Source organism: Mesorhizobium sp. M7A.F.Ca.CA.002.04.1.1 (assembly GCF_004022805.1).
Lineage (GTDB): Bacteria > Pseudomonadota > Alphaproteobacteria > Rhizobiales > Rhizobiaceae > Mesorhizobium > Mesorhizobium ciceri.
Genome location: NZ_RZPL01000291.1, coordinates 1 through 6,464, shown reverse-complemented (window position 1 = coordinate 6,464; position 6,464 = coordinate 1). Strand labels below are relative to the sequence as shown.

The following is a 6,464-nucleotide window of genomic DNA, read 5'->3' as shown; positions in this document are numbered from 1 at the left end:
CTGGAAGCATCGAGACGTGCACTGGCAAACACGCCTTTGAGCGGAGGAACCAGTTTTGCCGCCTTGATCGATTCCATGACGGGCTTCGGGAGTTGCTGCAGCCGGGGTCCGGCATTGATTGCAACCACCTGGTTGCCAAGCCGCACGCGTGGCGCATTGTTGACCACGACCGTCTGGTTGATGAATGTCGTGTTGCGCACGATGACGACGTTCTCCTGAACCGGCCGCACCACCCTGACCAGATCCACCGCGCCGATCGCCGCCACCGGCACGAAACACCACCAGGCGTCGTCGAAGGCGGCACCGACGTCGGGCGGCGCCGGAGCCCAGCCGACATCATTGCCGCCCTGACGCCAGACCACCCAGGCTGGCGCCCATTGATCGCCGGCGATCCACACCCAGCCGAAATCGGGATCATACGCCCAGCGGCCATAGTGATAGACGACATCGCCGAATGGCTCGGTGGACTGCCAGTACCAGCCATTGTCAGTCCAGACCCACCTGCCTTCGGTGTAGGGCCGCCATTGGGTATGCACCGAGGGAACCCAGACATCGCCGAAGCGGCTGGAGGTTCGCCATCCGCCATAGTTCGAAAGCCTTTCGCGGACGGTGACGGAAATTTCCGCCGCATGCGCCTGTGTTCCGGGCAGCATCAGCGGGCCGGTCAGCGTCGCACTCAAGGCCATGACCGCGGCCATTGCTGCAGCACGTCCACGCCGGCCGAGAGAGTGGCGTGAAGACGCTTGGAAAAAGGATATGATAATCATAACGGGCTCCAGAGTTCCGCATCCAGAAAATCCCGGGAACCGCCCTGCTGCCCGCCACCGCTTCCCGGCTTCTCACCGATCGGTTGTCATCGGCCCCGGTGACCGCATTGCGGCATTTGACCATCAACTTTGCGCGACCGGCGCGGCATTCACAAATGGGACGGTCGTTTCCGGCGCCCGGGCGATTGCGAAACCGCCGGGTGATCCCATTTTGCGAATAAACCATTGAAACCGCTGGAAACTATGGTGGGGCGTGACGAGGGCCGCCATCTCTGACGATACTTGATCGTCCGGCGGCAAGCCCGTCGGAGCCATCACCATGACGATCTGGATTTCACGGGAGGAAACCTGATGCTCGACAAGCCCTCTAGCAAGAAACTGTCTGACGTACTCGACCAGTTCGGCGCCGCGCTTGCTGCCGATGACATCGAGAAGGCGGTCGATTGCTTTCAAGAAGATTGCTACTGGCGCGACCTCGTTACCTTCACCTGGAACATCAAGACCATGGAAGGCCGCGACCAGGTCCGCGACATGCTGAAAAGCCAGTTGTCGAACACCAGGCCATCGCACTTCGCCATCGCCAAGGGCGAGGACGCGACCGAGAGCGGCGAACTGATCGAGGGCTGGATCAGCTTCGAGACGGAGGCGGCACGCGGCTTCGGCCATATCAGGCTGAAGAACGGCAAGATCTGGACGCTGCTGACCACCATGGCCGAACTGAAAGGCCACGAGGAGCCGGCAGGCTTCGCGCGGCCGATGGGCGCCAGGCACGGCTCGGGCAAGAACCGTCCGACATGGAAGGAAGAGCGCGAGAGGGAAGCCGCCGAGCTCGGCTTCAAGACGCAGCCCTATACGGTGATCATCGGTGGCGGCCAGGGCGGTATCGCGCTCGGCGCGCGGCTGCGGCAGCTTGGCGTGCCGACCATCATCATCGAGAAGAACGAGCGTGCCGGCGACAGCTGGCGCAAGCGCTACAAGTCGCTCTGCCTGCATGACCCGGTCTGGTACGACCATCTGCCCTATATCGATTTCCCCAAGAACTGGCCGGTCTTCTCGCCCAAGGACAAGATCGGCGACTGGCTGGAAATGTACACCAAGGTAATGGAGCTGAATTACTGGTCCTCGACCGAGGCCAAAAGCGCTTCCTATGACGACAAGACGAAGGAATGGACCGTTGTCGTCCACCGTGACGGCAAGGACATCACGCTGAAGCCGAAGCAACTGGTGCTGGCGACCGGACAGTCCGGCAAAGCCAATCTGCCGAAATTCAAGGGCATGGAGACCTTCAGGGGCGATCAGCACCACTCGTCGAAGCATCCGGGTCCCGACGCCTATGCCGGCAAAAAGGCCGTTGTCATCGGATCCAACAATTCCGCCCATGACATCGCTGCCGCACTTTGGGAAGCCGGCGCCGACGTGACCATGGTGCAGCGCTCGAGTACCCATATCTCCAGGTCCGACACGTTGATGGAAATCGGACTGGGTTCGCTCTATTCGGAGCAGGCGCTGCAGAATGGCATCACCACCGCCAAGGCCGATCTCATCTTCGCTTCGCTGCCCTACAAGATCCTGCACGAGTTCCAGATCCCGGCCTATGCCGAGATGAAGAAACGCGATGCGGCATTCTACAAGGGACTGGAAAAGGCCGGTTTCATGCTCGACTGGGGCGACGACGAGTCCGGCCTGTTCATGAAGTACCTCAGGCGCGGCTCTGGCTATTACATCGATGTTGGCGCATCGCAGTTGGTCATCGATGGTTCGATCAAGCTGAAGAGTGGCGTCGACGTCGAAGAGATCAAGCAGCACTCGGTCCTGCTCAGCGACGGGTCGGAACTGCCTGCGGACCTCATCGTCTACGCCACCGGCTACGGCTCGATGAACGGCTGGGCCGCCGATCTGATATCGCGCGAAACCGCCGACAAGGTCGGCAAATGCTGGGGCCTCGGCTCGAACACCACCAAGGATCCCGGCCCCTGGGAAGGCGAGTTGCGCAACATGTGGAAGCCTACACAGCAGGAAGCGCTGTGGTTTCACGGCGGCAACCTGCACCAGTCACGCCACTATTCACAATTCCTGGCGCTGCAGCTGAAGGCCAGGCAGGCCGGCTTGGCGACGCCGGTCTACGGGCTGCAGCAGGTGCATCACAAGGGGTAGGCGAGCGCGATTCCGGCGAAGCCGGAAGAAAGAAGGCAGGGCTTGCACCCTGCCTCCTTCCTTTGAGGGAATTACGCCGGCTTACCCGCCGCGAACTGCGTCACCACCCGCTGCAACAGCGGCACGTAATCGCGAAACGTCCGCGTCTTCATGTTGGCAATCTTGCCGCTCTCGTCCCAGATGCGGACCCGGACCGCTTCCTCATGGAACGGGTTCTTGCGGAACTCGGCCACCTCCTCGGCATTCATCGGCCCGCCCTGCAGCGACAGCGTATGCACCGAGGCCGGCGACAGCCTGCCGAAATAGGTCGGATCGGTGGCGCAGAGATAGCGCTTGGCGGCGACATGCAGCCTGACGCATTCGACGATGACAGGTGGAAAGAACGGCGCCAGCACTTCGCCGCCGGCTTCGTCATGATGCTTGTCCTCGACATCCTCGGGCGAATAGGTGCCGAACTCGCTGGTGTAATGGCCAATGTCGTGCAGCAGCGCCGCCGCCACCAGCTCGTCCGGCGCGCCGTCCTTTTCGGCGAACCAGGCGCCCTGCAGCATGTGCTCCGACATGGTGACGGGTTCGCCGAGGTAGGATTCCGCACCCCGGCGCTCGAAGATGTCGGCAATGAATTCGACGATATTGTCCGCGTTCAAATCCTGGCCGCTCATTCCGCCGCCTCCTTGAACCCGTGTTCTATCGACGCGAGCGTCGACAGCAGGCCATCCTTGTCGGCGTAACAGCCCTGCAGCCAGCGCTTGCCGGTTCCGGAAAACGCCTTGCGGGCGTGCATGACGCGCGTGTTGTCGACGATGAAAGCCTGCCCCGCTTCGAGCTTGAACGTCACTTCGAAGGATGGATCCTCGATCAGTTCGGCGAACCGGCGGTAGGCGGCGTAGTACGCCTCCATGTCGGCGAAGGGCACGTCGACCGTCGGCGCCAGCGAGCGGTTGTTGAAGCGGATGCAGATCAGCTCGCCATCGGGCCCGAGCTCGATCATCGGCCGCTTCGCCTGCAGCCGCACACCGGAAGAGCCGGCATATTCGAAGCGCGCCGGGCATGAGCTCAGCAGCCGGAAGCCTTCCGGGTTCTCAGCCTGCAGCGCAGCCGCGACGGCAAACCCGTCGACGACGCTGGATTCGCCGCCCTCAACCGTATTCTCGATGCAGGACAGGATCTGCAGCGTCGGCACGGGGTCGCGATAGGGATTGTCGGTATGCGCCTGGAGCCCGAGATTGGTGTAGGCGAGATTGCTCGGATTGACCTCGGCGCGCACTTCGAACCAGCGGCCGTAATTGGTCTCCCTGATATAGCCGAACAGATCGGACACCTTGCACAGCGCTCCGGATTCGGCCGGCAGATCGTCCATCACCGCAAAGCCATAGGCTTTCACCGCCGACAGCCATTGCCCCAGCACAGCGCGATCATGGCTGGCCGCAGCATAGCCGGCGCGCGGCACCGAATTCTGCATCGAGGCCTTGGTCCATCGCACGGTGGCCTCGTCTGTCCAGCCGGGCTGGCGGGCCGCGTCACGATCATAGGCATTGGCACTCAGCCATGCCGCCGGGAAACTCACTGTTTTCTGCTCCGGCACGAAGCTGACTTCCAGGGCGCCGCCCTTGAGCGATGCCGCGCCGATCCTGGTGTCGGCGGGAATGTCGAGGATGGTGATCAGCCGTTGGCCATTGCCGGCGCTGCGCGTCTTGTCGTCCAGCGCATTGTCGCGCAGCCACATGGCGTGAAAGCGGCTGCGCGACCCGTCCTTCCAGCCAAGTTCGATTGTTCTACCTTCGTCGCCGATCAGCGCCTGGGTGAGCATGGAGATCCGTTCCTGTCCATTGCGTCCCCCGCAGCTGATCCGCAGGGTTTCGATTGCATGTTGATCGCGCGAGAGGCATAATTCAAATTATCCTTTTTTGGCCAATGACCACGATATACTAATGTCTCGAACCACACCCCTGCCGCCGCTCGACTGGCTGCGCAGTTTCGAGGCTGCGGCGCGGCTGTCGAATTTCACCGCGGCGGCAGCCGAGCTTGGCCTCACCCAGGCGGCCGTCAGCCAGCACATCCGCTTTCTCGAGGAGCGGCTGAAGACACGTTTGTTTTCGCGGCTGGCGCGCGGCGTCGCCCTGTCGCCGGAGGGGGCAGCCTACCTCCCCCACATCCAGTCGGCCTTCGCCACCATCGGCAACAGCACCGCGGAACTGTTCGAGCCGCGCGCCGTCCAGACCGTGACCATCCGGGCGCCGATTTCCTTTGCCTTGCTGATGCTGGTTCCGGCGCTGCCCGATCTCGCGAAGGCACTGCCGCGCATCCAGCTCGACCTGGTGACGATCCATCGCCCTACCGATTACGACCTGCCAGGCTCGGTGCTCGATATCCGTTTCGGCAACGGATCCTTCCCCGGCCGCGAAGCCGACAGGCTGACCGCCGAGCGGCTTGTGCCGGTGGCGGCTCCGGGTCTGGTCGGCGACGCAGACTGGACCTCCTTGCCGCTGCTTCTGGTTGCCGGCGCGCGCGAGATGTGGGCGGAATGGTTCGCTGCCGCCAGGCTGGCCGGCCATCCCAGGCGATCGCACCGCTTCGACAGCTTCGTTGCCGCCATGGAAGCGGCCAAGGCCGGCGCCGGCGTGCTTTTGGGCTCGCGGCCGCTGGTCGATGCGGCGCTCGACAGCAAGACGCTGGTCAGGCTTTCCGACTTCGAACTCTCCAGCACATCGGGCCATTTTCTGACCAAGGCGTCGACAGCGCGCCTAACCGGCGCCGAGCAGGATTTCCGCCAGTGGTTGCTGTCGCGCCTCTCCGCGCCGGCATGATTGGTTACGAGATTTGCCCGATCCGCTTCCAGTAGATCAGCGTGCCGGTCAGCCCGCCATGCGGCTTCAGGGCATAGTCCGGTATCTCACCGGCCAGCGTGAAGCCCAACCGCTCATAGAGGCCTGAGGCGCCCTCCTCGGTTGCCGTGTCCAGAACCAGCAGCGTGCGGCCCTTCTCCACCGCAAGGCTCTCGGCGGCCCGCATCAGGCGCGTTCCCACGCCCCTGCCCCGGTAGTCTGTGCGTGTCATCAGCTTGGCGATCTCGGCCCGGTGCGGCTGGTTGGGCGGACAGTCGGGCAGCAAGGTCACGGTGCCGACCAGGTTTTTGCCGTCCCAGGCGCCAAGCATCGCTCTTTCGCCCCTTGCCGCCGCGGCCAGCGATTTCTCCCAGAAACCCCTCGCCGCCTGCGGCGCCAACGGATGCATGAAGCTGACCGAACCGCCTGCCGCCACCGTTGCGACCAGCAATTCGGCCAGCCCGTCCTGCGTCTCGGCAGCCGGGGTCAGGGTTGCGATCTCGATCGAGTTCATGTGCGGGATATCCTGTGATTGCGATAGAAGCGGGCGCATTGCCGTCACTCCAGATGGCGCGCGCGGCGACGCTTTCGCGCCGCCTTGATGGCGCTGATGCGGTCGGCATCTTCGTGCCCGAGGTGCCGCCCGCGCTCGAGAATCTCGAGCGTGTACTCCTCGTAGGTCAGGCCAAGCCGCTCGGCTCTGTCCATGCGCAACAGC

General features: G+C 63.3%; 6 protein-coding genes. 2 read left to right on the top strand and 4 right to left on the bottom strand.

Annotation, left to right across the window (positions count from 1 at the left end; translation table 11 throughout):
* The coding region (locus ENZ75_RS16610; RefSeq protein ID WP_348630617.1) for a DUF6600 domain-containing protein at positions 1-698 on the bottom strand (698 nt) is incomplete at its 3' end.
* A 420-nt stretch (positions 699-1,118) separates the two neighbouring features.
* Between ENZ75_RS16610 and ENZ75_RS16605 the strand changes: the two genes are divergently transcribed.
* Entirely contained in the window at positions 1,119-2,921 is a 1,803-nt protein-coding gene (locus ENZ75_RS16605) for an NAD(P)/FAD-dependent oxidoreductase (protein ID WP_063168271.1), read from the top strand.
* 71 nt (positions 2,922-2,992) lie between these two features.
* Here ENZ75_RS16605 and ENZ75_RS16600 read toward each other — a convergent pair whose 3' ends face one another.
* Both ENZ75_RS16600 and ENZ75_RS16595 read right to left on the bottom strand, forming a co-directional pair.
* Complete coding sequence (locus tag ENZ75_RS16600) at positions 2,993-3,583, bottom strand: HD domain-containing protein (protein ID WP_063168272.1); 591 nt, start codon at positions 3,581-3,583, stop codon at positions 2,993-2,995.
* Positions 3,580-4,731, bottom strand: a complete 1,152-nt coding sequence (locus tag ENZ75_RS16595) for a gamma-butyrobetaine dioxygenase (protein WP_063168273.1) — start codon at positions 4,729-4,731, stop codon at positions 3,580-3,582. The genes ENZ75_RS16600 and ENZ75_RS16595 overlap by 4 nt, the downstream gene beginning before the upstream one ends.
* 121 nt (positions 4,732-4,852) lie before the next feature.
* Between ENZ75_RS16595 and ENZ75_RS16590 the strand changes: the two genes are divergently transcribed.
* The gene (locus tag ENZ75_RS16590) at positions 4,853-5,728 is read left to right on the top strand and encodes a LysR family transcriptional regulator (protein WP_024501405.1); all 876 of its coding nucleotides are present in this window, start codon (positions 4,853-4,855) and stop codon (positions 5,726-5,728) included.
* Between the two features lie 4 nt (positions 5,729-5,732).
* Here the strand turns inward: ENZ75_RS16590 and ENZ75_RS16585 are convergent, their stop codons facing one another.
* Entirely contained in the window at positions 5,733-6,260 is a 528-nt protein-coding gene (locus tag ENZ75_RS16585; protein ID WP_063170265.1) for a GNAT family N-acetyltransferase, read from the bottom strand.
* Between the last annotated feature and the right edge of the window lie 204 nt (positions 6,261-6,464).